The sequence below is a fragment of the Cellulosimicrobium sp. SJTW-1 genome (assembly GCF_047716875.1).
Classification (GTDB): domain Bacteria; phylum Actinomycetota; class Actinomycetes; order Actinomycetales; family Cellulomonadaceae; genus Cellulosimicrobium; species Cellulosimicrobium funkei.
Genome location: NZ_CP136680.1, coordinates 2,341,419 through 2,365,980, shown reverse-complemented (window position 1 = coordinate 2,365,980; position 24,562 = coordinate 2,341,419). Strand labels below are relative to the sequence as shown.

The window sequence follows — 24,562 nt, the reverse complement described above, 5'->3', positions numbered from 1 at the left end:
TGCGATCAGGTCGCGCGGCGACGTCCTCGACGACGTTGCGCAACGTTGTGTAGCGTTGCGCAAGACCGTAGGGGGCGAGCGGCGCGGCTGTCAACACCGTGCGCCGACCGACGCTCCCGGTAGAGTGCAGGGGATCTGGGGGGACCGCCCCGAGGAAGGGGAGCCATGACGCTCACGCGTGTTGCGCAACGTGCCGGCGTGTCGGCCTCGACGGCGTCGCGCTACCTGCGCGGGCAGCTCAACGTCCAGCCGGAGACGGCGGCGCGCATCGACGCCGCGGTCCGCGAGGTGGGGTACGTCGTCCCCGCGCCCGGTCCGGCCCCGCGCGAGGACGAGCGCCGCACCGGGGTGGTCGCGCTCGTCGTGCCCGACTTCGTCAACCCGTTCTTCACCGCCCTCGCCGAGGAGGTCGCGCGCCTCGCGGGCGACCGCCGCGTCCCGCTCGTCGTCGCGCTGTCGACGCGGCACGGCGACGCCGAGTCCGGCCTGGGCCAGCTCCTCGCGAGCGACGGCTCGCTCGGCGGCGTCGTCTACGTGGGGATGTCCCGGACCGACGACCGGCTCGCGCGCGCCGTCGCGGACGGGCTGCCCGTCGTCGTCATCGACGAGGAGGTCGACCTCGACCTGCCCGTCGAGACGATCACCGTCGACAACTACGGCGGCGCCTACCAGGCCACGAGCTACCTCGTGCAGCAGGGGCACCGGCGCATCGCCCACGTCGCCGGGCCCGCGGAGCTGTCCACGACCCAGGACCGCCTGCGCGGCTACGTCGACGCGATGCACGACGCCGGCCTCGACGTCGACCCGGACCTCGTGCGCCACGGGCCGTACACCGAGCAGTTCGGCGCCTCGACGTTCCCCTACCTCACGCGGCCCGGGAACGCGCCGACGGCCGTGTTCGTCGGCAGCGACATCGTCGCCGTCGGGATGCTGGGCGCCGCCGAGCTGCACGGCATCTCCATCCCCGAGGACCTCTCGGTCGTCGGGTGCGACGGCATCCGTGTCGGCCAGTGGCTGCGCCCCAAGCTCACGACGCTGGAGCAGCCCGTCGCGGCGCTCGCGCTCGCCGCGATGGACGCGATCGAGCGCTCGATGACCGGCACCCCGCCCGCGGCCCCGCCCGCGCGCACCGTGCTGCCGCTGCACCTCGTCGTGCGCGGCTCGGTCGCCCGACCCGCGGACGGCTGAGGCCAGCCCTCTCGCACGGCGGAGCCTGCCGGGCGGCACGGCTGCAGCACGGACGCCCGTTGTCGCGACCACGAGGCGGCTCGTCCGTTCTGCGCTGTTGGTACCTTTCCGCCATGACGTCACGCGCAGGGTCGGAGCACGGGCCGGGCCGAGGTCGGCGGGGTGCCGCGCTCGTCGTCGGAGGTGCCGCGCTCGCCGCCGTGCCCACCGTGCTGCTGGGCCGGGCGGCCAGCCAGTACCTGTGGGAGCTGTGGTGGCTGGACGCCGGGTCGAGCGGGCTGCTCGACGGGGTGCCCGACCGGCCGGTCGTCGTCCGCGCGCTGGTCGGTGCCGTCCTGTTGCTCGTCGTCGCGCTCTCCGCCGTCGGCCTGGCCGTCCGCGCCCGGGCTCGCGGCGGGCTGACGGCCGCGGTCGCGGCTCGGTGCGCCCTCCTCGGTGCGGCGATCCCGGTCGCCGTGCTCACCGTGGCGCTCGTGCTCCAGTCGACGCTGTCTGGACCGGAGCAACCGCCGTTCGTCCCGTTCTCCTAGCGGTCCTGCTCGCGGTCCTCCGCGGGGACGCGCAGTGCCCGGACGGCCACCGCCAGGCCGGCGACGAGGCACACGAGGCCGGCGACGGCCAGGAGGGCGGCGGCCACCAGGTGCTCCCGGTTGGACTCGATCGCCGCCGCGCTCCACGGCTCGGCCCGGCTCTCCGCCTGGTTGACGTACTCCCAGACCGAGCCGAGGTGGTAGTTCCCCTCCCAGGTGGTGAGCCACCAGGCGAGGAGCGGCAGCACGACGCCGGCGGCCAGGAGCCGGGCGGCGCGGACCAGGCGACGCTCTCGGCCGATCGGGTCCATGGTCCTCCGAGCCGAGCCGAGCCGAGCCGAGCCGAGCGCCGCGCCGTCACGCCGCGCGTGCGTCCGCGGCCCGGCGGGTCCAGCGCATCACGACGTACAGCACCGCGCCGACGGCGAGCAGGATACCCGCGCGCAGCCACGTCACGGCGTCCTGCTGCGTCAGGAGCAGGACGCACGACGCCACGCCCAGCACCGGCACGACCGTCGCGACGCGGAAGTGCGGCGCGTCGACGGGGTCGCGGCGCAGCACGAGGACCGCGACGTTCGTCGAGGCGAACACGAGCAGCAGGAGCAGCACGACGGTCTCGGCGAGGCCCGCGACGTCGCCCGTGAACACGAGCCCCATCGCGACGACCGTCGTCACGACGATCGCGACCCACGGCGTGCGGCGGTGGGGGAGCACGCGCCCGAGCGTGGCCGGGAGCAGGCCCTGCTCGGCCATGCCGTACGCGAGCCGGCTCGCCATGATCATCGTGAGCAGCGCCCCGTTCGCGACGGCGATCAGCGCCACGAGGGAGAAAACCCAGGCGGGCACCGACCCCTCCGCGTCGACGACCTCGAGCAGGGGCCCGGTCGAGCCGGCGAGCGTCTCGGGGTCGACGACCGCGACCGCGGCGACGCCCACCGCGACGTACACGACGCCCGCGGTGACGAGCGCCCAGAACAGCGCTCGCGGGTAGGTGCGGCGCACGTCGCGGACCTCCTCGGCGAGGTTCGCCGACGTCTCGAACCCGACGAACGAGTAGTAGGCGAGGATGGCGGCCGCGAGCACGGCGAGCGCCGGCGTCGTGCCCTCCGCGAACTGCGTGACGCGGCCCGGCGACCCCTCGCCGCGCCCCAGCACGACGGCGGCCAGCACGACGACGAGCACGAGCCCGGACAGCTCGATCGCGGTCATCGCGACGTTCGCGCGCAGCGACTCCTTGATGCCGCGCGCGTTGAGCGCCGCCACGACGGCGAGGAACAGCACGGCCACGAAGCGGTCGGGGGCGTCGACGAACGTCGCGAAGTAGTCGCCGGCGAAGGCCAGGGAGAGGCCCGCGGCGCTCGTCACGCCCGCGGCGAGCATGGAGAACCCGACGAGGAACGACACGAGCGGGCTGCGGAACGCGCGGTCCGCGAACACGGCCGCGCCGCCGGCCTGCGGGTACTTGGTCACGAGCTCGGCGTACGACCCGGCGGTCAGCAGGGCGAGGCCGAGGGCGACGAGGAGCGGCAGCCAGACGGCGCCGCCCACCTCGCCGGCCATCTCGCCGACGAGCGCGTAGACGCCCGCGCCGAGCACGTCGCCGAGGATGAAGAGGTACAGGAGCCGTCCCCCGACCGAGCGGGACAGCTTGGTGTCCGGGTCGGTGGCCTGCTGCTGGGGTGCGGTCGGTGCGCTCATCGCGTCACCGTGCCACGACCCCGGATCGCTCGCGCCCGGTGCCGGACCGTGCGCCTGCCACGTGCGCCCGTCCCGTGCGCCCGGACGAATCCGCACGCGCACGGCGTGCGAGCCGCCGTGCGAGCCGACAGGAGGCGTGTGAGCGTGGGAGCCCCGGGTCCAGCCACGAGCCCGTCCGCACGAGCGCGACCGGCGGGACGGAACGTCCCCGCGTGCCTGCGTCGCGCTCCGTCGCGAGGAGACGAGCATGAGCGACACCCCGGAGACCTCGAGCGCGGCCCGTACCGTGCGCCGCGCCGTCGTGCTGGGCGGTGCCGGGTTCGTGGGCAGCCACGTGTGCGAGGCGCTGGTGGGTCAGGGCGTCGAGGTCGTGTGCGTCGACGACCTGTCGACCGGGCGGGTCCGCAACCTCGACGCGCTGCGCGACGAGCCGCGGTTCCGCTTCGTCGAGGGAGACGTCAGCGCGGGGATCGACGTGCCCGACCCCGAGCGGGTCGATCTCGTGCTGCACCTCGCGTCGCCCGCGTCGCCCGTGGACTACCTCCGGCTCCCGCTCGAGACCCTGCTCGTGGGCTCGGCGGGGACGCGCCACGGCCTCGAGCTGGCCGAGCGTGCCGGGGCGCGGTTCGTGCTGGCCTCGACGTCCGAGGTGTACGGCGACCCGGAGGTGCACCCGCAGCGCGAGGACTACTGGGGCCACGTGAACCCCGTCGGCCCGCGCAGCGTGTACGACGAGTCCAAGCGGTTCGCGGAGGCGACCACCGCCGCGTACCGCCGCAGCCGCGGCGTGGACACGGGGATCGTGCGGATCTTCAACACGTACGGGCCGCGGATGCGCGGGCACGACGGCCGCATGGTCCCGACGTTCGTGCGGCAGGCGCTCGCGGGCGAGCCGCTGACCGTCGCGGGCGACGGGTCGCAGACCCGGTCGGTGTGCTTCGTGGACGACCTCGTCGAGGGCATCCTCGCGTTCGCGCGCACCGACCACCCGGGCCCGGTGAACCTCGGCGACCCGACGGAGCTCACGGTGGAGCGCGTCGCGCGGGACGTGCTCGCGGCGACGGGGAGCGACGCCGGGATCGTGCACGTCGACCTGCCCGAGGACGACCCGCGCCGCCGTCGGCCGGACACGAGCCTCGCGGAGCGCACGCTCGGCTGGCGGGCCCGCACGCCGTGGGCCGAGGGCCTCGCCCGGACGGTCGAGTGGTTCCGCGCCGACGGCGGCGGCGAGACGCCCGTCGCGGTCGGTGCGGCGCGCGGCGGCGCCGCCGACGAGGCGGGTGAGCCGGCATGAGGGTCTCCGTGCACGGCTGCGGCTACCTCGGGGCGGTCCACGCGGCGGCCCTCGCGCGCCTGGGGCACGAGGTCGTCGGCATCGACGTCGACCCGGCGCGCGTCGCGGCGCTCGCCGAGGGCCGCGCCCCGTTCTTCGAGCCGGGTCTCGCCGCGCTCCTCGCCGACCCGGGCGGGGCGGGGTCGCTCACGTTCTCGACCGACGTCGCGCACGCGGGCGTCGCCGACGTCCACTTCCTGTGCGTCGGCACGCCGCAGTCGGCGGGCAGCGGCGTCGCGGACCTGCAGCAGCTCGAGGCCGCGCTCGCGGCGCTGCGCCCCCACCTGCGCCCGGGGGCGGTGGTGGTCGGCAAGTCGACCGTCCCCGTCGGCACGGCGGCCCGGCTCGCGACGGGCCTGCCCGACGGCGTCCGGCTCGCCTGGAACCCCGAGTTCCTGCGCGAGGGGCACGCGGTCGCGGACACGCTGCACCCGGACCGGCTCGTCTACGGCGTGCCCGACGACGGCGACGCGCTCGTCGAGCGCCTCGACGCCGTGTACGCGCGGCTGCTCGACGACGGCGTGCCCCGCCTCGTGACCGACCTCGCGACCGCGGAGCTCGCGAAGGTGGCCGCCAACGCGTTCCTCGCGACGAAGATCTCGTTCGCCAACGCGGTCGCGGAGGTGTGCGAGGCCGCGGGCGGCGACGCGGTCGCGCTCGTCGGCACCATGGCGCTCGACCGCCGGATCGGCGGCGAGTACCTGGGCGTGGGCCTGGGGTTCGGCGGCGGGTGCCTGCCCAAGGACATCCGCGCGTTCGCGGCCCGGGCGCGCGAGCTCGGCGTCGGCCCGGCGGTGTCGTTCCTCGACGAGGTCGACGCCATCAACGACCGCTGCCGGGAGCGCGCCGTCGTGCTGGCGCGCACCGCGTGCGGCGGCTCCCTCGCTGGGCGACGCGTGGCGGTGCTCGGCGCCGCGTTCAAGCCGGACAGCGACGACGTGCGCAGCTCGCCCGCCCTCGCGCTGGCCCGGGCGCTCGCCGCCGAGGGGGCCGACGTCGTCGTCACCGACCCGCAGGCGCTCGCGCTCGCGCAGGCGGCCGCCCCCGAGCTCGGGTACGCCGCGGACGCGCGCGAGGCGGCGACCGGTGCCGACGTCGTGGTCCTCGCGACCGAGTGGGACGAGTACCGCGACCTCGACCCCGGTGCTCTGGCCGACGTGGTGCGGTCGCCGCGCCTCGTGGACGCGCGCAACGCCGTCGACGGCGCGCGGTGGCGTGCTGCCGGGTGGGACGTGCGCTCGCTCGGGGTCGCCGCGCCGCGCGCGGCACGACCTCAGTCGAGCAGCCCCACGGCGTAGCCCACGAAGAACAGGGCCGTCACGACGGCGACCACGCCGACGACCCCGATCCAGACCCACGGCACGGCCCGGTGCGGGCCGTGCTCCTCGTGGCCCTGCGGCGCGCTCACCTGGTCCTCCGCGGGCGGGGTCTCGCCGGGCTGCACGTCGCCGCTCGCCGAGAAGTCGGCCGCGGGCGAGCGGTGCGAGGCGTCCAGCGGGTCGGGGTCGGGGGAGGCGGGTCCGGTCATGGTGCGGTCCTTCCGTCGGTGCGGTGGTGCGAGGTCGCTGCGGGGGCGGTCGTCAGGGGCTGGCGCGTCACGGGCGGCGCCAGTCGTCCGAGGTGAGGTGCGAGCCGGCCATCGGCCCCATGCGGAGCATGCCGCCGTCGACCGGCCAGGACGCCCCGGTGACGTACGTCGCGGCCGGGCCGCACAGGAACGCGACGACGGCGGCGACCTCGCGTGCGTCCCCGGGCCGCCCGAGCGGGACGCCCGGGCGCGCCGTCGGGTGCGGGTCCTCGTCCTCCTGGCCGGTCATCGCCGTCGCGATCTCGCCGGGGGCGACGGCGTTCACCGTGATGCCGTGCTCCGCGAGCTCGAGCGCGGCGACCTGGGTCAGCAGCCCGAGCCCGCCCTTCGCCGCGCAGTACGGGGCGGCCCCGACGCGCGGCGCGTGCTCGTGCACGCTGGTCACGTTGACCACGCGGCCCCCGCGCCCGCCCGCGACCATGTGCCGCGCGGCGGCCTGGGTGAGCACGAACGGGCCGTCGAGGTCGGTCGTCAGCACCTCGCGCCACGTCCCGAGGTCGAGGTCGAGGAACGGCGTCGCGGTGCCCGTCCCGGCGACGTTGACGAGCGCGTCGACCCGCCCGAGCTCGGCCGCCAGGGCGTCCACGGCGGGAGCCAGCGCGTCGAGGTCGGTGACGTCGACGCGGCGCGTCACGGCCGTCGCGCCGCGCTCGCGGACCTGGCGCGCGGTCTCCTGCGCCTCCTCCTCGTCGGCGTACCAGCACAGGCCGAGGTCGAAACCGTCGGCCGCCAGGGCGACGGCGGTGGCGCGTCCGATGCCGGACTCCGAGCCCGTGACGAGGGCGACGGGGCGCTCGTGCGCTCCCTCGCCCGCGGGGGCCGCGGACCGGGCGGTGCGGGGGTCGAGATCGGGAGAGGTCATGACTCGACCCTCCGGACCTCGTCGCCCGCACGCATCTCGGCAGGGTCCTGCGGCCCCACGAGGAGCGACCGCGCGGCCGCGACGACCTCGGCGACGGCGATGCGGCCGAGCGCCGGGTCGAGGTCGGCGGCGTGCGGGTCACCCCGGTAGCCGCGCGCCGCGTCGTCGGGCGCGTGCGCCGGCCCCTGCTCCGTGTCGCCGTGCCAGAGCACCGCGTGCCGCTCCGGGTCCACGGCGGGACCCCACGTGGCGGGCGGTGTCGGGCCGAACAGCACCACCGACGGGGTGCCGTACGCGGTCGCCAGGTGGGCCACGCCCGTGTCCCCGCAGACGACGAGCCGGGCCGTCGCGACGACGTCGGCGAGCGCGGGCAGGTCGAGCGTCCCGGCCGTGTCGGTCACGCTGCCGGTCCCGTCCGGCGCCCCCGCGGGGCCGCCGAGGGCGGCGTCCGCGTCGGCCACGACCCGCGCGCACAGGTCGCGCTCGTCGGGGCCGCCCGTGACGACGACGTCGTGACCGGCGGCCGCGAGGTCGCGCGCGACCGCGGCGAAGCGGTCCGCGGGCCAGCGGCGCGCGCCGGACGCCGCGCCGGGGTGCACGACGACGTGGCGCCCGCGCGACCCCGGCGGGTCGAGCCGCAGGTCCTCGCGCGAGCACGCGCCGCCCGCCGCGGTGACGAGCCGGCACCAGCGGTCGACCTCGTGCTCGTCCGGGTCCCAGTCCGGCCCGTCGACCCCTGCGTCGCCCGACGCGAACGCGACGACCCGCTCCGGGCCGGTGTCGAGCAGCACCCGGTGGCTCTCGGGACCGCTGCCGTGCAGATTCACCGCCACGTGCCCGGGGTCCGCACCGGTGAGCGTCCGCGCCTCCTGCGCCCAGACGAGCGGCTCGAGGCCGCGGGTCGGTACGACGCCGTCGACCAGGCCGAGGTCGCGCAGCCAGCCGCCGACCTCGGCGGGTGCGGCGAGGAGCACGCGCCGGCCGGGCCACGCGCGCCGCACGCCCCGCAGCGCGGGCACGGCCGTCAGCGCGTCCCCGAGCCCGAGCGCGCGCAGCACGAGGATGGTCCCCTCGTCCTGCCCCGCGAGCCCCGGCAGGTCGGGCGCCAGCTCCGTCGCGCCCGCCGTCACGGCCACGACGTCTCGCCGGACGCCATGACGAGCATCTCGCGGATCTCGCAGCCCACCGGCTGGCGCAGCGCCGTCACGACGGCGGCCGCGGTCGCGCGCGGGTCGTTGAGGTCGGCGTCCGGCCCCGGCTTGTACTGCTCGGTGCGGCCGTCGAAGAACGCGGTGCGCATCCCGCCGGGCACGAGGCACGTGACGCCGACGCGGCCCGCGAGCTCCGCGGCGAGCGCCTGGGAGAACCCGCGCACCGCGAACTTCGACGCGCAGTAGGCGGTCGCGTCCGAGACGCCCTTGAGGCCGAGCGTCGACGCCACCGTGACGACCGTGCCGCGGCGCTCCTCGAGGAACGGCAGCGCGGCGCGCACGACGGCGACCGTGCCGAAGAGGTTGACACGCACGACGCGCTCCCACGTCTCGACGTCGATCTCGTCGAGGCGCCCGCACGCGTCGGTGCCGGCGGCCGTGACGACGTCGTCGGGCGGCCCGACCTCGAGCGCGAGCCGCTCGACCGCGGCGGCCGCGGCGGCGGAGTCGGACAGGTCGACGACCGCGTGCGGCACGCCGTCGGCGGGCGCGACCCGGTCCAGGACGACCGGCTTGCCGCCCGCCGCCGTCACCGCCTCGACGAGCGCGGCCCCCAGGCCGCTCGCGCCCCCGGTGACGTAGACGGTGCCGAGCTCGCGGGGCACGGGGACGTCGGTCCGCTGGGCGGACGTGGTGGTGGTCATGCGGTGGTCTCCTCCGTCAGGGTGGGGACCCCGGGCGCGAACCGCCCGGAGCGTTCGAGGATCGAGGTCGTGGAGCGGCCGTCGACGTAGGGCAGGACGACGACCCGGCCGCCGTGGCGCCGGACCGTCTCCGCCTCGGGGAGCGTCTCCTCCGTGTAGTCGCCGCCCTTCGCCCAGACGTCGGGGCGCAGGCGGTCGAGCGCGGCCCGCGGGTCGTCCTCGTCGAACACGACGACGGCGGCCACGCAGTCGAGCGCGGCGAGGACCCGGGCGCGGTCGGCCTGCCCGACGACAGGGCGCTGCGGCCCCTTGAGCCGCCGCACCGACGCGTCGCCGTTGAGCAGGACGACGAGGTGGTCGCCCAGGCGCGCGGCCGCCTCGAGCGTCGCGACGTGCCCGGCGTGCAGGATGTCGAAGCAGCCGCCCGTGGCGACGACGGTGCCGCCCGCGGCACGCAGCCGGGCGGCCACGGCCTCGGGCCCGTCGGGGTCCGACGGCGGGACGTCCTGCGTCGCGCCGGAGGGGGTCGGCGCGGCGGACGCGCGGTCCGGCGCGTGCTCCCGTGCCGCGCCCGGCGTGCGGTCGGCGGGGGAGTCGGCCCGGCGCCGGTAGCCCTCCGCGCCGCCCGCCGCGACCCAGGCCGAGGCCGAGGCGACGGCGGCGACGACCGCCGGGACGAGGCCCTCGCCCCGGGCGAGCGCGACCGCGACCGTCGAGGCGAAGCGGTCGCCCGCGCCGCACGGGTCGCCGTGCGCCACGGTCGCGGGCACGTACGCGGGCTCGCCGTCCGCGCGCGCGACGAACGCCCCGCGGTCGCCCGCCGTGACGCACACCGCCCCCACGTCCCACGCGGCCGCGAGCGACCGCGCGAGGCCCCCGGGGTCGTCGGGCGTCGCGTCCACGCCGAGCGCCTCCGCGGCGTCGAGCGCCTCCGCGAGGTTGGGCGTGACGAGCGCCGTCCCGGGGACCGGGGCGCCGCCGCGCGGGTGCGGGTCCCACACGAGCGTCCCGGTGCGGGCCGCGTGCGCGAGCGCGTCGCGGACCGGCCCGGCGTGGGTCGTCCCCGCGCCGTAGTCGGACACGAGCACGACGTCGGCGCCCGCGAGCGCCGCCCGCGCCGCGCGCTCCGGCAGGTCGCCGGGCCGGGCGGGGCCGCCGTCGTCGACGCGCACGACCGTCTGGCCGCCGGAGCGCACGCGGGTCTTGCGCCGCGTCGTGCCGACCTGCGGCAGCGCGACGACGTCGAGGTGCGGGCGCAGCAGGGCCCGCAGCTCGGAGCCCGCGTCGTCGTCCCCGAACGGCGCGACGAGGCGCACGCTCGCGCCGTCGGCCGCGAGGAGCGCGGTGAGCCCCCCGCCGCCCGGGCTGCGCCGGACGCCGAGCGTGTCGACGACGGGCACGGGACCGTCGGGGGAGAAGCGGGTCACCTGGCCGTCGACGTCGCGGTCGAGGAGCACGTCCCCGACGACGACGACCTGCGGTCCGGTCGCCGCGGAGGCCGGTACGGGTGCCGGGGTCGGTCGGTCGTCGGCCGACCCGGCGCCCGGGAGGTCTGCCGCGGCGCGCGCCTCGCGGTGGCGCACGTGCGCGTCGAGCGCGGCGCACAGCGCGTGCACGACGACGAGGTGCAGCTCCTGGACGGACGAGGTCGACGCGCCGCGCAGGGCGAGCACGTCGTCGCACGCGGCGGCGAGCGCGCAGTCCCGCGGGCCCGTGAGCGCCCACGTCGTGAGGCCGAGCTCGCGCGCCCGGCGGGCCGCGGCGACGACGTTCTCGCTCTCGCCGGAGGTCGACAGGAGCACGAGCACGTCGCCGGGGCGACCGTGCGCCGCGACCTGGCGCGCGTACATCTCGGCGATGCCGTAGTCGTTGACGATCGCCGTGAGGCTCGACGTCTCCGCGTGCAGGCTGATCGCGGACAGCGGGGTGCGCTCGCCGTCGAAGCGGCCCACGAGCTCGGCGGTGAGGTGCTGCGCCTCGGCGGCGCTGCCCCCGTTGCCCGCGACGAGCAGCCGCCCGCCCGCGAGCACGGTGTCGGCGAGCCGCGCGCCCCACGCGTCGATCCGGCCCGCCTCGGCGGTGAGCAGGTCGAGGCCGTCGTGCAGGTCGTCGGCGTGCGCGCGCAGCCAGCGGCGCGCGGCGTCGTGCGGGCCGTCGCCGGACCCGGCACCGGGCGTGTCGCCGGAGGGCGTCCGGGGCGCGGTCACGGTGCGCTCACCGCCCGCAGGGCGGTGCGCCCGGCCGCCACCGGCCGGGCTCGGCCGCGCTCGGCCTGGCGGGTCGTGGTGACGCGCTCGTACGACTCGGCGGTGCGCTCGGCGACCGTGACCCAGCCGTACAGGTGCTCGGCGCGCAGCCGCGCGGCCGAGCCGAGGCGTTCCGCGAACGCCGGGTCGTCGGCGAGCCGGCGCAGCGCGGCGGCGAGCGCCCCGGGGTCGCGCGGCGGGACGAGCAGGCCCGTGCGCCCGTCGACGACCGAGTCGAGCAGCCCGCCCACGGCGGCACCCACGACGGGACGCCCGCACGCGGCGGCCTCGAGCGGGACGATCCCGAAGGGCTCGTACCAGGGGTCGCACACGACGGCGTCGGCGGCGTGCATGAGGTCGCGCACGTCGTCCTGCGTCACGCTGCCCACGAACCGCACGCGGTCCGCGACGCCGGAGGCGACCGCGACGGCGCGCAGCCGCAGCACCTCGGGGTCGTCGTCGAGCGTGCCCGGCGCGGGGCCGCCCGCGACGACGAGCTCCGCGCCCGGCAGCGCGGCGAGCGCCTCGATGACGGTGTCGACGCCCTTGCGCTCGACGAGGCGGCCCACCGAGAGCAGGCGCAGGCGGCCGGGCTCGCGGTGCAGGTGCTCGGTGCGGTCCGGGTCGGGCAGGAAGCGGCCGAGGTCCACGCCGCACGGCACGACGTCGATGCGGTCGGGGTCGGCGCCGAGCGCGACGAGCTCGGCGACCTCGTCGGCGCACGTCGCGACGATCCGGTCGACCGCGCGGCACAGCAGGCGCTCGCGGGCCACCCGCTCGGCGGGGCTCGTGTCGTGCGCGCCCTGGTGGCGGCGCTTGACGGAGCCGAGCGCGTGGAAGGTCTGCACGAGCGGGACCCCGAGCGGGGGCGCGGACAGCAGGCCCGCGATCCCGGACATCCAGAAGTGGGCGTGGACGACGTCGGGCCGGGGCCCGGGCTCGATCCACCGCCGCAGGAGGTCGGCGCCGAACGCGTCCATGTGGGGCAGGAGGTCGTCCTTGGGGACGGGCACGGGCGGACCGGCGTCCACGTGCACGACCTCGACACCGCGGGAGAGCGGGACGCGCTCCGGGAGGGACGCGTCGTCGCGGCGCGTGAACACCTCCACGCGGTGGCCCTGCGCGCCGAGCCGCGTGGCGAGCGACGCGACGTGCACGTTCTGCCCGCCGGCGTCGACGCCGCCCAGGGCGGCGAGGGGGCTGGCGTGCTCCGAGATCATCGCGATCTTCATGAGGTCACCTCCGTCAGGACCGTGTCCCAGCGCCGCAGGAACGCGACGTGGGAGTAGTGCTCGAGCACGTGGGCGCGGGCCGCCCGGCCGTGCTCGCGGGCGTCGTCGGGGTCGGCGAGCCAGCGCCGCGCGGTCGCGGCGAGCTCGTCGGGACGGGCGCTGAGGAGCCCCGCGGACGCGGGCACCGCGACCGGCGCCTCGGTGGTCGGCAGCGCGAGGACGGGCATCCCGAGCGCCATCGCCTCGAGCAGGGAGAGCCCGAGGCTCGTCCAGCGGTACGGGTGCAGGTAGGCGCGCGACGTCGCGAGCCGCGCGTGCATCGCGGCCTGGGGGACGTCGTCGTGCAGGCCGTGCGGGAGGTCGTGCGGCAGGTCGTGCGGCGCGGCGCCGGGCGCCGCGAGGTGCTCGGCGAGCTTGCCGACGCCCATGCCGTAGACGTCGAGCGGCACGTGCCGCCCCAGCGCGACGAGCACGTCGGTCCCGGCGACGCGCCAGCGCCGCACGGGCTCGTTGACGACGGCGCCGACGCTCGCCCGCTCCCCGGTGTACAGCGGGCCGGGGTCGGGGATGCCGTGGTCGACGACGAGCGTGCGCGCGTCGCCGGTGTCCCACATGAGCGCGTTGAACGCCGTGACGTGCACGATCGGCACGAGGCCCTCCTCGACGACGTCGAGGTCGGCGAGCGGGTGCCGGGTCGCGGCCGCGTGGCCGGTCGGGGCGTTGTGCTCGACGTAGACGGCGGGCACGTCGCGGCCGGGCACGAGCCCGGTCCAGCGCCGCAGCAGCTCGACCTCCTCGGGGCGCTGGAGCACCACGACGTCGATCGCGCGGTCCGCCGCGAGGTCGGCGAGCTCGTCCGGCGCGACCTCGCGCGCCCCGGGCGGCCAGTCCCAGGTGCGCGCGCGGCCGCGGCCGTCGGGCCCGCGGTCGGGGACGACCGGGACCAGGTACTCGTGGCCGCCGGCGACGAACGACGTCGCCCACGACCCGTGCACGTGCCACACGAGGATCCTCATCGGGTCACCCCCACGGTCCGGAGCGGTGTCGCGCGGGGCGCGGGCGTCCCCACGACGTGCGGGACGACGAGCCGGTCGACGGCCGCGACGACGTCGTCCGGGTCGACGCCGAGGCACGGGTGGCCGGGCACCGGGCACACCCGGGCGCGCGTGCCGCGGCACGCGGACTCCTGGTCGCCGAGCAGGACGGTCGGCACGCCCCACGGCGCCCAGCGCTCCGCGGGGACCACGGGGGCGAAGAGCGACACGACGGGCGTGCCTACCGCGGCGGCCAGGTGCGCGGGCCCCGTGTTGCCGACGACGACGCACCGGGCGCCCGCGAGCACCGCGGCCAGGCCCGCGAGGTCCGTGCGCCCCGACAGGTCCCGCGCGCGCCCGGCGGCGACGTGCGCCGCGAGGTCCGTCTCGCCGGGCCCGCCCGTGACGACCACCTCGTGGCCCGCGCGCACCAGCGCCGCGACGAGGTCGCGCGCGTGGTCGGGCGCCGGGGCCCGGGCGGGGACGGACGCGCCGGGGTGCACGACGACGTAGGGCCCCGCGGGCACGAGCGACGACACGTCGGGCAGCGGCCCGCGCACGCGCAGCCGGTCGCCGTCGGGCGGCGCGCCGAACCCCGCGGCGCGGGCGAGGTCGAGCGCGGCCTCGACCTCGTGCAGGCCGTCCGCGCGGGTGTGCCGCACGTCGAGGAGCGAGCCCGGGTAGTCCTCGCTCACCGCGGCGACGCGCCCGACGCCCGCGACCTTGAGCAGCATCGCCGCGGGCAGCGGGCTCTGGTGGAACGAGGTGAAGACGACCGCGGCGGCGTAGCGCCTCTCGGCGAGGGTCGCGACGAGGTCGAGCACGCTCGCGCGGTCGACGGGCGGGGGCCGGTAGCCGGACCAGGGGGCGTCGAAGACGAGCACGTCGCGCACGTCCGGGAGCAGCCCTGCCGCCGCGCGGCCGGCGGGGGCCGCGAGGACGTCCACGCGGCCGCCGTCGCTTGCGGCCGCGTGCGCCATCGCCCGGACCGCGGGACCCGTGAGCAGGACGTCGCCGTCGCTGTCGAGGCGCACGGCGAGCACGTCGGCGCTCATGCCGCACGCTCCTCGCCCGGTGCCGCCGCAGGCGTGCCGGGAACCGACGCGCCGGGGGAGGGCGCGGCGTCGTGCTCCCCGGGCGGGCCGGGCAGGCGGTCGTCGAGCGCGCGGACGGCCGCGGCGAGGTCCGGCACGACGCACGGGGCAGCGGCGACCTCCTCGGCGCGCGTCACGGGCGTCGGGACGAGGACCGGGGTCGCGCCCGCGGCGAGCGCGGCGCCCACGTCGGCGCCGATGTCGCCCACGACGGCGCACCGCCACGGCTCGACGCCGAGGTCGGCCGCCGCGGCGAGCACGAGGCCGGGACCGGGCTTGCGGCACGCGCACGCGTCGTCCGGCGCGTGCGGGCACACCTGCCACGTGTCGAACGGGCCGAGCAGCTCCTCGACGCGCGCGTTCACGGCGTCGACCTGCGCGCGCGTGAGGAGCCCGCGCCCGACGCCGGACTGGTTGGACACCACGCCGAGCCGGACCCCGCGGGCGCGCAGGCCGTCGAGCACGGCGCGGGCGCCCTCGACGGGACGCACCGCCGCCGGGTCGCCGTTGTACGGGACGTCGTGCACGAGCGTGCCGTCGCGGTCGAGGAGCACGGCCGCGAGCGGCGGCGGCCACGGCTCGAGCCCGCGCCGGGCGGCGAGCGTGCCCGCGACGCGGTGCCGTACCGCGGCGAACGGGATGGCGGCGCTCGTCCACGCCATGCGCCGCAGCTCGGGCCCGAACGCGTCGTCGCCCGGCCGCGGCCCCGGCGCGAGGCGGCGCCCGAGGAACTGCGCGGTGAGGGCCGCCCACCCGATCACGCCGAGCGCCGCGACTCGCGGGCGCCGCGCGACGAGCCCGCCGACGCCGACCGCGGCGGCCGCGACGGTCGCGACGTGCCACGCGAGGCGGCCGCGACCGGTCTCGGCGCGCTCGCGCCACCCCGGCCCGTGCAGGGCGCGGAACGTCGCGTCGTCGCGGGTCCCGGCCTGCACGCGCAGGCTCACGGCGTCGTCCGCGGGGCGCACGGGGTGCGTCGTCGTGCGCGTGCCGCGCACGAGCTCCCAGCCCGCCTCGCGCACGCGCAGCGCGAGGTCGGCGTCCTCGCGGTAGGCGCGGGGGAAGCGCTCGTCGAACCCGCCGACCTGCTCGAGCGCTTCGCGCCGGTACGCCATGTCGGCGGTCGCCCAGGCCGCGCGCTCGAGCCCGGCGGTCCCGCGCTCCCAGTCGGTCGGACGGCGGTGCGCGGGCAGCGGCACGTGCAGGCGGCCCTGCACGCCGCCGGTGCGGGGCGTCGTCGCCGCGAGGTCGTGCGCGAGGAGGCGCGCCCACCCGGCGGGGAGCTCGACGTCGTCGTCGAGGAGCACGACCCACGGCGCGGTCGTCGAGCGCCACCCGGCGTTGCGCGCGGCGGCCGGCCCCCGGCCCCCGGTGCGCACGACGCGCGCGCCGAGCGTACGGCCGGCGTCCCCGAGGTCGAGCGGGTCGGGCACCGGGTCGGTCGTGCCGGGTCGCGGCAGCCGGCGGTCGTCCGCGACGACGACCTCGGCCGGCCCCGGGGAGCCCGGGCCGTCGGCCTGGGCGACGAGGGTCTCCAGGAGCCGGTCGAGCGACGGGCGGCCGATGGAGGGCACGACGACGGCGTACGGCACCGGGGGAGCGGGACGGCCCGCGGGCGCGCTCACGCCGTCGCCCCGGACGGAGCGGCGAACACGTCGGGCCGGCGCACCAGGTGCGGGCCGAGCACGAGCGCGTCCACGGGGGCGGACCCGAAGAGCTCGAGCGCGTCGCGCGGGTCGTCGACCATGGGGCGCCCCGCGGTGTTGAGGCTCGTGTTGACGACGACCGGCAGCCCGGTCAGCTCCTTGAACGCCCGGATCGTCGCCTGCAGGCGCGGGGTCGAGTCGTCGACCGTCTGGATGCGCGCGGTGCCGTCCACGTGCACGACGGCAGCGATCCGGTCGCGCCACGCGGGCGCCACCTCGTGCACGAAGAGCATGTACGGGCTCGGGACGGGGCCGCCGGAGAAGATCTCCGCGGCGTCCTCGAGCAGGACCATGGGCGCGACGGGCCGGAACTGCTCGCGGCCCTTCACGTCGTTCAGGCGCTCCAGGTTCTCCACCGGTCCCGGGTGCGCGAGCAGGGAGCGGTGCCCCAGCGCGCGCGGTCCGAGCTCGGCGCGGCCGTCGAACCACGCCACGACGCCGTTGTCGGCGAGGATGCGCCCGACCTCGGCGGGCAGGTCGTCGGGCGTCGTGAACGGCACCTGCGCGGTGCGCAGCCACCGGGCGAGCGCCTCGTCGCCCCACGCCCGGCCGAGCGCCGCCGAGCCCATCGGCTCGACGGTGTCGCCCGCCTCCGCGGCGAGCTGGAGGGCGGCGCCCAGCGCCGTGCCGGAGTCGCCCGCCGCGGGCTGGACCCAGACCTCCTCGAACGGCGACTCGCGCCAGACCCGCGAGTTCGCGACGCAGTTCAGCGCCGTGCCGCCCGCCATGGTCAGCACGCGGTCGCCCGTCTGCCCGTGGAGCCACGTCGCGAGGTCGACGAGCACCTCCTCGAGCCGCGCCTGCACCGACGCCGCGAGGTCGGCGTGCTCGGCCCGGCCGCCGTGCGCGGTGCCCCACGTGCCGTCGTCCGTGCGGCGCGGCGCCCAGCGCTCCCAGTCGGGCACCTCGGCGACGAAGCCGCCGTCGCCGGTCGCGTAGAGCACCTCGCGCAGGTCGTCGAGGAAGCGCGGCTCGCCGTACGACGCGAGCGCCATGACCTTGTACTCGTCGCTCGACCGCAGGAAGCCCAGGTGCTCGGTGAGCGACTCGTAGACCAGCCCGAGCGAGTGCGGCAGCTCCTGGCTCGCGAGCACCTCGAGGCGGCCGTGGTCGTACCGGCCCGCGAGGTGCGACGAGCGCTCCCCGCGGCCGTCGAGCGACAGGACGCTCGCGACCGGGAACGGCGACGCCAGCGCGGCCGACGCCGCGTGCGCGACCTCGTGCGGCACGAACCGCACCGTCGAGGGGGACAGGCCCGGCAGCGCGGTGGCAAGGAACTGCGGCGCGCGCTCGGCGTACTGCACGCGCAGCCAGTCCCACGGGTCCGGCAGGCCCATCTCCTCGGCGGGCTTGGCCAGCGCCGGGTCGAACGAGTACGCGACGGCGTCCAGGTCCTGGGGGCGCAGCCCGCCCTCCTCGAGGCACCAGGCCATCGCCTTCTCGGGCAGCTCCCACGCCGCGAACGGCAGCGGTCGCTTGCCGTGCTTGCGCCGCGAGAAGCGCTCCTCCTCCGCGGCGGCGACCACCCGGCCGTCGACGACGAGGGCGGCGGACGGGTCGTGGAACAGGGCGTTGACTCCGAGGACGCGCATGGGCTGCGAGCCTTCCTCGTTCGGGTCAGGCTCGTGGTGCGCCTCGAGAAACCGGGGGCACTCCACCTGACGCGTGCGGGTCGGCTCTGCTGCAACCCGACTTCACCCTGACCCGGAGAAGCGGTTCTCGCACGCCGACGTCGCACCCATGGGTAGTTCTCTTCGTGTGATTCCTCGGGAGGCCTGCATGACCACGACCACCGCACCCACCCCGCGCCCCGACCTGTCCGCGCCGGCCGCGGGCGAGCGCCGCCTCGACCGGACCGACCCGGCCACGGGTCGGTCCCCGCCCCGGTCCGCTGCGCGGGCGCCGACGAGGTCGACGCCGCCGTGCGCGCCGCCGCGGCCGCCTGGCCCGCGTGGCGCGCGACCCCGCCGGGGGAGCGGGCCGGTGCCCTGCGCGCCGCCGCTCGCGCGGTGCGCGCCGCCGTCGACGAGCTCGGCGACCTGCTGTGCACGACCACCGGACGGCTGCGGGCCGAGGCGCGCGCGTCGGCCGAGGTCGCCGCCGACCTGCTCGACGAGGCCGCCGTGGCGGGTCTCGGCCGGGCCGGGCGGGTGCTCGCGGGCGACCCCGCCGCGCTGGACGTCGTGCGCCGCGAGCCGCGCGGCGTCGTCGCGGTGATCACGCCGTGGAACGACCCCTACCCGGCCGCCGCCGGGCTGCTCGCCGCGGCGCTCGTGACCGGCAACACCGTGGTGCACAAGCCGTCCGAGCGCAGCGACGCCCCCGGCGTGCGCCTCGCCGAGATCGTGGCGGGCGCGCTCCCGCCGGACGTCCTGCGCGTCGTCAGCGGCGACGGCGGGACGGGCGCGGCCGTCGTCGCGCACGACGACGTCGCCCTGGTCGCGCACGTCGGCTCCACGGCCGCGGGCCGGCGCATCGCCGCCGCCGCCGGCGCGCGCGGGGCGAAGGTGCTGCTCGAGAACGGCGGCAAGGACCCGCTCGTCGTGGACGCGGGCGTCGACCCGGTGCTCGCCGCGCAGCAGATCGCGACCGGCGCGTTCACCAACGGCGGCCAGCTGTGCACCGCCGTCGAGCGGGCGTACGTGGTCGAGGAGGTCGCGGACGCGGTCGTCGCCGAGCTCGCGCGTCTCGCGGACGCGGTCGTGGTGGGCGACCCGGCCGACGACGCGACGACCATGGGACCGCTCGTCGACGACGCGCAGCTCGCCGTCGTCGAGGAGCACGTGCAGGGGGCGCTCGCGGCGGGGGCCGAGGTCGTGACCGGCGGCCGGCGGCTCGACCGGGCCGGGTCGTACTACGCGCCCACCGTGCTCGACCGGTGCCCGGACGACGTGGACCTGCTCACGACCGAGACGTTCGGCCCCGTGGCGCCGGTCGTGCGCGTCGCCGACTTCGACGAGGGCCTGCGCCGCGCGTCCGCGTCGGCGTACGGGCTGGCGGCGACCGTGCTCACGCCGTCGCTCGCGCACGCGCTGCGCGCGGCGGACGTGCTCGACGTCGGCACGGTCAAGGTGAACGCCGTGTTCGGGGGCGCGCCGGGCGGGTCCGCCGACCCGCGGCGCGGCAGCGGCGGCGGGGCCGGGTACGGGCCGGACCTGCTCGACGAGATGACCGTGCGCAAGGCCGTCCACCTCGAAGCGCTGGGGGAGCCGTGAGCCGCCGCGCGAGCGCGACGCTCACGTTCGGCGGGACGGCGACGGCGCTCCTGCGGTTCGGGCGCTTCACCGTGCTCACCGACCCGAACTTCCTGCACCGCGGCCAGTGGGCCTACCTCGGCAAGGGTCTCGCGTCGCGGCGCCGCACCCAGCCCGCGCTCGGGCCGACGGGCCTCCCGCCGCTCGACGCGATCGTGCTGTCCCACCTGCACGGGGACCACTTCGACCGGGTCGCGCGGCGCGGCCTGACGCGACAGGTGCCGCTCCTCACCACGCCGTCCGCGGCGCGGCGTCTGGCGCGGTACCACTTCGCGACGGTCGGCATGCCGACCGGCACGATCGAGACGTTCCGCTCGGGCAAGGAGACGCTCGACGTGGAGTCGGTCCCGGCGATCCACGCGCGCGGCGTCATGCGCTCGCTGCTGCCGGAGGTCATGGGCACCGTCTACACGCACCGCGTGGACGGCGACCGCCAGACCCAGGTCTACGTCACGGGCGACACGCTCACGGGCGACCACGTGGACGTCGTCGCGGACGCGTTCCCGCACCTGGACTCGGTGGTCGCGCACCTGGGCGGGACGCGCATCCTCGGCCGGACCGTGACCATGGACGACGTGCAGGGAGCGGACCTCGTGCGGCGCGTCGGCGTGCCGCTCGTCGTCCCGATCCACCACGACGACTACGGCGTGTTCCGCAGCCCGCTGCGCGACTTCCTCGCGCGGTCGCCGGAGCTGCCCGGGGTCGAGATCCGGCCCGTGGCGCGGGGCGCGACGGTCGACCTCCGGGTCGACTGACGGGCGGATGCCCACCGCGGGGGGCCGCCCGGCGACCCACCACGAACAGCGACCTTGTGGTCGGTTTTCGTGAGGGGTCCGGCCCAACTTTTCGTCTCAATATTTCAACTTCTGACTTGGCATCAGCGAAAGTCGCGCTTAGGGTCGAACGCAGCGCGGGGCCAGGACGGCGCCGCGCAGGCCCCGGTCCCCGGGGCCGTCCACCCATCCGGGTCGACCGATCAGCGGCGATCGTCGAGCAGCGGCACCGAGCACAGGTGCCGCGCTGCTGGTCGGGGACCACGGGCTCCTCGATCCACGTCAAGGAGGACGTTGTGCACAGACCATCCACGAGCCGACGCAGGCTCGCCCGAGGTGCCGCGGCGGCGCTGTCCGCCGCGTTGCTCGTCCCGCTCGCGATGAGCGGGGCGAGCGCGCACCCCGGCCACGGCGGAGACGAGAGCGAGACCGCCGCCGAGGCCGCGCAGGACGACGCGGCACTCGACTGGAACAACTACGAGAAGGTTCTGCTGAGCAAGGACACCGGTGAGCCGATCGACCTCGCCGTGCTGCCCGACTCGCGGGTCCTGCACACCGCGCGCGACGGCGTCGTCCGTCTCACCGACACCGCGACCGGGCGGACGACGCAGATCGCGAAGCTCGACGTCTACGCCAACTCCGAGGACGGGCTGCAGGGCATCTCCCTGGACCCGGACTTCGAGGAGAACGGGTTCGTCTACCTCGTGTACGCGCCCCGCGTCATGGAGGGCACCTCGCCCACCGGGGTCGAGTACCCCGAGACGACGCCGCAGGGCAGCGCTCCGAACTCGCTCCCCGCGGGCGAGGACGAGAGCTACTGGGACCGGTGGCTGGGCTACAACCAGCTCTCGCGGTTCACGTGGGACGCGGAGAGCAGCACGCTCGACCTGGACAGCGAGCGCGCGATCCTCAAGGTCGACGCGCAGCGCGGCCAGTGCTGCCACGTCGGCGCCGACATGGCGTGGGACGCGGAGGGCAACCTCTTCCTGTCCACGGGTGACAACACCCCGGCCGGTGCCCCCGGCGCCGACGGGTACGCCCCGAACAACAACGCGCCCGGCATGAACCCCGGGTTCGACGACCGCCGCAGCGCGGGCAACACGAACGACCTGCGCGGCGCGATCCTGCGGATCAACCCGATCGAGGACATCGCCCCCGGCACCGAGGTCGGGCCCGGCACCACGTACACGATCCCCGAGGGCAACCTCTTCGACGACCCGCAGTACGAGGGCTCCGAGGACCTGGTGCGCGAGGAGATCTACGTGATGGGGGTGCGCAACCCCTTCCGGATCGACTACGACCTCGAGTCCGGCGCGCTCGTCTGGGGCGACTACGGCCCCGACGCGGCGAACGCCAACCCCGACCGCGGCCCCATGGGCTACGTCGAGTGGCAGCTCACGACCGAGCCGATGAACGGCGGCTGGCCCTACTGCCACGGACCCAGCGCGAACTACAACGAGTGGGACTTCGCGACGGGCACGCCCGGCGAGTGGTTCGACTGCGAGGCCGGCGCGAAGAACAACTCCACGTGGAACACCGGTCTGGACGTCGTCCCGCCGGCCACGGCGCCGCAGGTCTACTACGGCGACCGCCCCGCGACCAGCCGGAGCTGCTCGACCCGCTGGTCGAGCTGGGCGGCGGCGGCCAGGCGCCCATGGGCGGCCCGATCTTCCGCTCCGCCGACTACCCCGACGCGCCGGGCAAGTTCCCCGCGTACTGGGACGGCAAGCCGTTCATGGCGGAGTTCTCCCAGGACTACGTCGTCGCGTTCACGCTCGACGAGCTCTCGTCGGCCGGTGAGGTCACCGCGGTCGAGGACTTCCTGCCCAACGCGCACCTGGAGACGGTGAACCAGCCGATCTGGGACAACGTCATGGACATGGAGTTCGGTCCGGACGGGTCCATGTACGTCCTGGAGTACGGTGACGGCTTCTTCCGCCAGAACCCGGACGCCGGGCTGTACCGCATCACCTACGGGTCGGAGAACAAGACCCCGCGCGCGGCGATCTCCGCCACCCCGGTGTCGGGCAGCGACGCGCCGCTCGAGGTGACGTTCGACGCCTCGGCGACCACGGACGCGGAGACCCCGAACGAGGGCCTGACCTTCGACTGGGACTTCGACGCCGACGGCGAGTACGACGCCCAGGGCGAGACGGTGACGCACACGTTCACCGAGCGCGGCCGGTTCGCCGTGCAGCTGCGCGTCACGGACCCGGAGGGCAACTTCGGCCTCGCGATCCAGCAGGTCACCGTCGGCAACACCGCCCCGGAGATCACGCTGAGCCAGCCGGACGGCGCGGTCTTCGACTGGGGCGACGCCGTCCCGTACACCGTCGCGGTGCACGACGCCGAGGACGGCGACGAGCCGGTGTGCACCAACATCCAGTACACGTTCGGCCTCGGCCACAACGAGCACGCCCACCCCGAGGTGAGCGGGCGCGCCGCGGTCACCGAGGACGGCTGCGGCTTCACGATCCAGACGAGCCCCGACGCCGTCGAGCACGGCGAGGGCGAGAAGATCTTCGGCACGCTCGTCGTGACCTACACGGACAAGGCCCAGGGTGACGTCCCCGCCATCACCGGCGAGGCCACGCACATCCTCAAGCCGCAGGCGCAGCAGGCCGAGTGGTACGACGCGGCCGAGGGCGTCGAGGTCGTCGAGGACCCGGCGGCGAACGCCGGCCGCTACGTCACCTCGTTCGACGAGGGCGACTCGTTCATCTACCGGCCGCTCGCGCTCGTCCACGCCCCGACGGGCGAGGCCGTCGACGAGGTCACCGTCCGCGGCAGCGGCGAGGGCACCGTCACGCTGAGCTGGCAGGGTGCGGGGGCCGAGTCCTCCGAGCCGCTGGCCGACTTCGCCTTCACGGGCGAGGGCTGGCAGGACGTCACGCAGACGCTGAGCAGCGTGCCCGAGGGCACCGGCTCGGTCGTCGTGACGACCACCGGCGGCGTGGACGTCGACGCGGTGACGTTCGCCGTGGGCGAGGGCAGCACCGAGCCGGTCGTCGTGCCGGCCGAGCAGGTGTCCATCCAGATGTTCTCGCTCATCCCGTGGGTCAACGAGGCGGGCCTCCCAGCCGTCCTCGAGCGCCTGTCGGAGATCGGCTTCAAGAACATCGAGCCCTTCGGCGGCAACTTCTCCGGCTACACCGCCGAGGAGTTCCGTGCGCTGGCCGACTCCTACGGTCTGAGCGTGAAGTCGTCGCACTACAACGTCGACGAGGCCACGTTCGACGCGACCCTGGACTACGTGGGGACGCTCGGCCAGGAGTACGTCGGCTCGGGCGGCTGGCCCGCACCGGGGATCGGCACCTACGAGAACACGCTCGCGACGGCCGAGGCCATGAACCGGCTCGGGGAGCGGGCGGTCGACGCCGGCTTCACGAAGTTCTTCGGCCACAACCACGACGGCGAGTTCCGCACGACGTACGAGCACGAGGGGGAGACGCTCTCGGCCTGGGAGATCCTGGTCCGCGAGACGAACCCCGAGTACGTGACGTTCCAGCTCGACGTCGCGTGGGCCGCCCACGCGGGCGTCGACGTCCCGGCGCTCATCGAGCAGTACGGCGACCGGATCGAGCTGCTCCACGTCAAGGACGCCACGGGTCTGAACGCGGGCGGCCGCCCGTCGTTCACCAACCTGGGCGAGGGCGAGGTGCCGCTCCAGGAGATCCTCACGGCGGCGCAGGAGGCCGGCGTCGCGTACTACGTCCTCGAGTGGGACCAGGCGCCCGACGGCGAGGACTTCGCGGCCCACGGCTTCGAGTACCTCACCGGCGTCCCCGCGGGCGAGGCCGGGCCCGACGTCACGGCGACGGCGCAGGCGCGCTGCCTCGCGGGCAAGACCTACGTCGCGGTCCGTGCCCTCAACGAGGACGACGTGCCGCTCACGGTGACGCTCGAGACGCCGTACGGCACGAAGACGGTCGAGAACGTCGCCCCGGGCGCGAACGCCTACCAGTCGTTCGCGGTCCGCTCCGGCGAGGTCGAGGCCGGCTCCGCCACGGTCACCGCCACCGACGCCGAGGGGAGGACGGCCACGGTCACGGCCGAGCACGACGCGCTGTCGTGCGGCTGACACCGGCCTGACGCGCAGGAGCGCCGGGTGAGGCGGACGTCCGACGCCGCCTCACCCGGCGCTCGCGCGTCCGGGCACCGACCCGCTC

General features: G+C 76.6%; 20 protein-coding genes. 8 read left to right on the top strand and 12 right to left on the bottom strand.

Going from position 1 to position 24,562, the window contains the following annotated elements; all coding sequences use genetic code 11:
• Nucleotides 1-165: 165 nt before the first annotated feature.
• Both RSE42_RS10800 and RSE42_RS10795 read left to right on the top strand, forming a co-directional pair.
• Nucleotides 166-1,188, top strand: coding sequence for a LacI family DNA-binding transcriptional regulator (locus RSE42_RS10800; RefSeq protein ID WP_415296172.1), 1,023 nt, complete (start codon nucleotides 166-168; stop codon nucleotides 1,186-1,188).
• Between the two features lie 113 nt (nucleotides 1,189-1,301).
• The gene (locus RSE42_RS10795; RefSeq protein ID WP_415296170.1) at nucleotides 1,302-1,718 is read left to right on the top strand and encodes a hypothetical protein; all 417 of its coding nucleotides are present in this window, start codon (nucleotides 1,302-1,304) and stop codon (nucleotides 1,716-1,718) included.
• Here the strand turns inward: RSE42_RS10795 and RSE42_RS10790 are convergent.
• Nucleotides 1,715-2,029 (bottom strand): hypothetical protein, encoded by a 315-nt coding sequence (locus RSE42_RS10790; protein ID WP_415296168.1) that lies wholly within the window; start codon nucleotides 2,027-2,029, stop codon nucleotides 1,715-1,717. The genes RSE42_RS10795 and RSE42_RS10790 overlap by 4 nt on opposite strands.
• A 46-nt stretch (nucleotides 2,030-2,075) precedes the next feature.
• Nucleotides 2,076-3,416: an APC family permease gene (locus tag RSE42_RS10785; protein ID WP_415296167.1), complete on the bottom strand. Its 1,341-nt coding sequence runs from the start codon at nucleotides 3,414-3,416 to the stop codon at nucleotides 2,076-2,078.
• Between the two features lie 247 nt (nucleotides 3,417-3,663).
• Here RSE42_RS10785 and RSE42_RS10780 point away from each other — a divergent pair, with 247 nt between their 5' ends.
• Nucleotides 3,664-4,710 (top strand): NAD-dependent epimerase/dehydratase family protein, encoded by a 1,047-nt coding sequence (locus RSE42_RS10780; protein WP_396051895.1) that lies wholly within the window; start codon nucleotides 3,664-3,666, stop codon nucleotides 4,708-4,710.
• Entirely contained in the window at nucleotides 4,707-6,047 is a 1,341-nt protein-coding gene (locus tag RSE42_RS10775; protein ID WP_415296165.1) for a UDP-glucose dehydrogenase family protein, read from the top strand. The genes RSE42_RS10780 and RSE42_RS10775 overlap by 4 nt, the downstream gene beginning before the upstream one ends.
• On the opposite strand, the gene RSE42_RS10770 is transcribed toward RSE42_RS10775, so the two are convergent.
• The 10 genes from RSE42_RS10770 to RSE42_RS10725 all read right to left on the bottom strand — a co-directional run bounded on the left by RSE42_RS10770 (nucleotide 6,023) and on the right by RSE42_RS10725 (nucleotide 17,958).
• The gene (locus tag RSE42_RS10770) at nucleotides 6,023-6,277 is read right to left on the bottom strand and encodes a DUF6480 family protein (protein WP_415296163.1); all 255 of its coding nucleotides are present in this window, start codon (nucleotides 6,275-6,277) and stop codon (nucleotides 6,023-6,025) included. The genes RSE42_RS10775 and RSE42_RS10770 overlap by 25 nt on opposite strands.
• Before the next feature lie 67 nt (nucleotides 6,278-6,344).
• Nucleotides 6,345-7,199, bottom strand: a complete 855-nt coding sequence (locus tag RSE42_RS10765) for an SDR family oxidoreductase (RefSeq protein WP_415296162.1) — start codon at nucleotides 7,197-7,199, stop codon at nucleotides 6,345-6,347.
• Entirely contained in the window at nucleotides 7,196-8,335 is a 1,140-nt protein-coding gene (locus tag RSE42_RS10760; protein ID WP_415296160.1) for a glycosyltransferase family 9 protein, read from the bottom strand. Before RSE42_RS10760 ends, RSE42_RS10765 begins: the two co-directional genes overlap by 4 nt.
• Nucleotides 8,326-9,054, bottom strand: coding sequence for an SDR family oxidoreductase (locus RSE42_RS10755; RefSeq protein WP_415296158.1), 729 nt, complete (start codon nucleotides 9,052-9,054; stop codon nucleotides 8,326-8,328). Before RSE42_RS10755 ends, RSE42_RS10760 begins: the two co-directional genes overlap by 10 nt.
• Nucleotides 9,051-11,261, bottom strand: a complete 2,211-nt coding sequence (locus RSE42_RS10750; protein ID WP_415296157.1) for a PfkB family carbohydrate kinase — start codon at nucleotides 11,259-11,261, stop codon at nucleotides 9,051-9,053. Before RSE42_RS10750 ends, RSE42_RS10755 begins: the two co-directional genes overlap by 4 nt.
• Nucleotides 11,258-12,532, bottom strand: a complete 1,275-nt coding sequence (locus tag RSE42_RS10745) for a glycosyltransferase (RefSeq protein WP_415296155.1) — start codon at nucleotides 12,530-12,532, stop codon at nucleotides 11,258-11,260. The genes RSE42_RS10750 and RSE42_RS10745 overlap by 4 nt, the downstream gene beginning before the upstream one ends.
• Nucleotides 12,529-13,548 carry a glycosyltransferase gene (locus RSE42_RS10740; protein ID WP_415296153.1) on the bottom strand — a complete coding sequence of 340 codons (1,020 nt, stop codon included), beginning with the start codon at nucleotides 13,546-13,548 and terminating at the stop codon, nucleotides 12,529-12,531. The genes RSE42_RS10745 and RSE42_RS10740 overlap by 4 nt, the downstream gene beginning before the upstream one ends.
• A complete protein-coding gene (locus RSE42_RS10735) occupies nucleotides 13,545-14,621 on the bottom strand; it encodes a glycosyltransferase family 9 protein (protein ID WP_415296151.1) in 1,077 nt (358 codons plus the stop codon). Before RSE42_RS10735 ends, RSE42_RS10740 begins: the two co-directional genes overlap by 4 nt.
• Nucleotides 14,618-16,285, bottom strand: coding sequence for an HAD-IIIA family hydrolase (locus RSE42_RS10730; RefSeq protein ID WP_415296149.1), 1,668 nt, complete (start codon nucleotides 16,283-16,285; stop codon nucleotides 14,618-14,620). The genes RSE42_RS10735 and RSE42_RS10730 overlap by 4 nt, the downstream gene beginning before the upstream one ends.
• Nucleotides 16,282-17,958, bottom strand: coding sequence for a carbamoyltransferase (locus tag RSE42_RS10725; protein ID WP_043660497.1), 1,677 nt, complete (start codon nucleotides 17,956-17,958; stop codon nucleotides 16,282-16,284). The genes RSE42_RS10730 and RSE42_RS10725 overlap by 4 nt, the downstream gene beginning before the upstream one ends.
• Before the next feature lie 183 nt (nucleotides 17,959-18,141).
• On the opposite strand from RSE42_RS10725, the gene RSE42_RS10720 reads away from it, so the two are divergent.
• The 4 genes from RSE42_RS10720 to RSE42_RS10705 all read left to right on the top strand — a co-directional run bounded on the left by RSE42_RS10720 (nucleotide 18,142) and on the right by RSE42_RS10705 (nucleotide 24,474).
• The gene (locus RSE42_RS10720; protein WP_415298885.1) at nucleotides 18,142-19,581 is read left to right on the top strand and encodes an aldehyde dehydrogenase family protein; all 1,440 of its coding nucleotides are present in this window, start codon (nucleotides 18,142-18,144) and stop codon (nucleotides 19,579-19,581) included.
• The gene (locus RSE42_RS10715) at nucleotides 19,578-20,375 is read left to right on the top strand and encodes an MBL fold metallo-hydrolase (RefSeq protein WP_034654591.1); all 798 of its coding nucleotides are present in this window, start codon (nucleotides 19,578-19,580) and stop codon (nucleotides 20,373-20,375) included. Before RSE42_RS10720 ends, RSE42_RS10715 begins: the two co-directional genes overlap by 4 nt.
• Before the next feature lie 314 nt (nucleotides 20,376-20,689).
• The gene (locus RSE42_RS10710; protein ID WP_415296146.1) at nucleotides 20,690-22,243 is read left to right on the top strand and encodes a PQQ-dependent sugar dehydrogenase; all 1,554 of its coding nucleotides are present in this window, start codon (nucleotides 20,690-20,692) and stop codon (nucleotides 22,241-22,243) included.
• On the top strand, nucleotides 22,129-24,474 hold the full coding sequence (locus RSE42_RS10705; RefSeq protein ID WP_415298883.1) for a TIM barrel protein: 2,346 nt from the start codon (nucleotides 22,129-22,131) through the stop codon (nucleotides 24,472-24,474). The genes RSE42_RS10710 and RSE42_RS10705 overlap by 115 nt, the downstream gene beginning before the upstream one ends.
• The last annotated feature ends 88 nt before the right edge of the window (nucleotides 24,475-24,562 follow it).

Excerpts from the sequence above, each read along its gene's own strand:
- RSE42_RS10800 (WP_415296172.1), top strand. The coding sequence starts at position 166 with ATGACGCTCACGCGTGTTGCGCAACGTGCCGGCGTGTCGGCCTCGACG.
- RSE42_RS10795 (WP_415296170.1), top strand. The coding sequence starts at position 1,302 with ATGACGTCACGCGCAGGGTCGGAGCACGGGCCGGGCCGAGGTCGGCGG.
- RSE42_RS10790 (WP_415296168.1), bottom strand. The coding sequence starts at position 2,029 with ATGGACCCGATCGGCCGAGAGCGTCGCCTGGTCCGCGCCGCCCGGCTC.
- RSE42_RS10785 (WP_415296167.1), bottom strand. The coding sequence starts at position 3,416 with ATGAGCGCACCGACCGCACCCCAGCAGCAGGCCACCGACCCGGACACC.
- RSE42_RS10780 (WP_396051895.1), top strand. The coding sequence starts at position 3,664 with ATGAGCGACACCCCGGAGACCTCGAGCGCGGCCCGTACCGTGCGCCGC.
- RSE42_RS10775 (WP_415296165.1), top strand. The coding sequence starts at position 4,707 with ATGAGGGTCTCCGTGCACGGCTGCGGCTACCTCGGGGCGGTCCACGCG.
- RSE42_RS10770 (WP_415296163.1), bottom strand. The coding sequence starts at position 6,277 with ATGACCGGACCCGCCTCCCCCGACCCCGACCCGCTGGACGCCTCGCAC.
- RSE42_RS10765 (WP_415296162.1), bottom strand. The coding sequence starts at position 7,199 with ATGACCTCTCCCGATCTCGACCCCCGCACCGCCCGGTCCGCGGCCCCC.
- RSE42_RS10755 (WP_415296158.1), bottom strand. The coding sequence starts at position 9,054 with ATGACCACCACCACGTCCGCCCAGCGGACCGACGTCCCCGTGCCCCGC.
- RSE42_RS10745 (WP_415296155.1), bottom strand. The coding sequence starts at position 12,532 with ATGAAGATCGCGATGATCTCGGAGCACGCCAGCCCCCTCGCCGCCCTG.
- RSE42_RS10740 (WP_415296153.1), bottom strand. The coding sequence starts at position 13,548 with ATGAGGATCCTCGTGTGGCACGTGCACGGGTCGTGGGCGACGTCGTTC.
- RSE42_RS10735 (WP_415296151.1), bottom strand. The coding sequence starts at position 14,621 with ATGAGCGCCGACGTGCTCGCCGTGCGCCTCGACAGCGACGGCGACGTC.
- RSE42_RS10725 (WP_043660497.1), bottom strand. The coding sequence starts at position 17,958 with ATGCGCGTCCTCGGAGTCAACGCCCTGTTCCACGACCCGTCCGCCGCC.
- RSE42_RS10705 (WP_415298883.1), top strand. The coding sequence starts at position 22,129 with ATGGCGGAGTTCTCCCAGGACTACGTCGTCGCGTTCACGCTCGACGAG.